Consider the following 1,540-nt stretch of genomic DNA (forward strand, 5'->3'; position numbering starts at 1 on the left):
GCCCTGGTCGCCATGCCGGCGATGTTCGCGCTCGGCTGGCTGCTGCAGACCGTCGTGCTGAACCGCGTGCTGGGCAAGGACATCCTGCCGCCGCTTTTGGTCACCTTCGGCCTGTCGGTCGCCCTGCAGAACGGCCTGCTCGAGGCCTTCTCCGCCGACAGCCGCCGCATTCCGGTGGGCGTGTTGGAAGGGGCATCGCTCGATCTCGGGCTGGTCACGGTGGGGATCATGCCGCTGATGACCTTTGCCTCGGCGATCGTGATGATCATTGCCCTGAACGGGCTCTTTTACCACACCGCGCTCGGCCGTGCCTTCCGCGCCACCTCGGACGACGCCGTGACGGCGGGGCTGATGGGGATAGAGCCGAAGCGGATTTTCGCGATCGCCACCGGGATCGCCATGGTCGTGGTGACGCTGGCGGCCCTCTATCTCGGCATGCGGGCAAACTTCGATCCTTCGATCGGGCCGGCGCGGCTGATCTATGCCTTCGAGGCGGTGATCATCGGCGGCCTCGGCAGCCTATGGGGAACGCTCGCGGGCGGGATCATCATCGGCGTGGCGCAGACGTTTGGTGCCGCGCTCAATCCGGAATGGCAGATCCTGGCCGGCCACATCGCCTTCCTGGCCGTGATGCTGCTCAAACCGCGCGGGCTTTTTCCGCGCGCAGTGGATTGAGGGGCGGCATGTATCGACTGACAACCCGCACCCGCGCCGGAACCGTAACCGCGATCACGGTGCCGATCGTCATCGTCGCCGCGCTCGCGCTGCCTGCCGTGGCCTCGCGGGGCGTCATACAGGATCTGTTCTTCATCCTCACCATGCTGACGCTGGCGCAGATATGGAACCTTCTGGCGGGCTATGGCGGCCTGGTCTCGGTGGGTCAGCAGGCCTTCGTCGGCATCGGCGCCTACGCGATGTTCGCCGGCGTGATCCTGCTTGGCTGGAATCCGGTCCTGGCGATCCCACTGGGGGGGCTTGCGGCGCTGGTGCTGGCGGTTCCGACGGCCTTCTTCGCATTCCGTTTGCAGGGCGCCTATTTCGCCATCGGCACCTGGGTGATCGCTGAAGTGACGCGCCTGCTGGTCGCGCAGTGGAAGGCGCTCGGCGGCGGCACCGGCACTTCGCTGCCGCGCGAGGCGACGAGCAGCATCCTGGGCACCGATGCGATCAGGGCGCTGTTCGGCGTCCGCGAGGCCGCGGCACGCGACGTCCTGGCCTACTGGCTGGCTTTGGCGTTGGTCGTAGCTGTGACCGGCGGCATCTATTGGCTGCTGCGCAATCGCCTCGGGCTGGCGCTGGCGGCGGTGCGCGACAATGTCGACGCGGCGCAATCGGTCGGCGTCGATACCGGCCGGCTCAGATGGGCGATCTTTCTGATCGCCGCGGCCGCCACCGGGCTGACCGGCGCGCTGATCTTTCTGCAGACGGCCCGCATCTCGCCGGGAGCGGCCTTTGCCGTCACCGACTGGACCGCCAACGTCATCTTCATAGTCGTCATCGGCGGCATCGGCACCATCGAGGGGCCGATCCTCGGTGTGCT

At 67.3% G+C, this 1,540-nt stretch carries 2 protein-coding genes; both read left to right on the forward strand.

Going from position 1 to position 1,540, the window contains the following annotated elements; all coding sequences use genetic code 11:
• On the forward strand, positions 1-675 hold a 675-nt coding region (locus EN750_RS33675; protein WP_145968172.1), incomplete at its 5' end, for a branched-chain amino acid ABC transporter permease.
• An 8-nt stretch (positions 676-683) separates the two neighbouring features.
• The coding region (locus tag EN750_RS33680) for a branched-chain amino acid ABC transporter permease (protein WP_145968173.1) at positions 684-1,540 on the forward strand (857 nt) is incomplete at its 3' end.

It is taken from the genome of Mesorhizobium sp. M7A.F.Ca.ET.027.03.2.1 (assembly GCF_003999175.1).
In the GTDB taxonomy this organism is placed as follows: Bacteria; Pseudomonadota; Alphaproteobacteria; order Rhizobiales; family Rhizobiaceae; genus Mesorhizobium.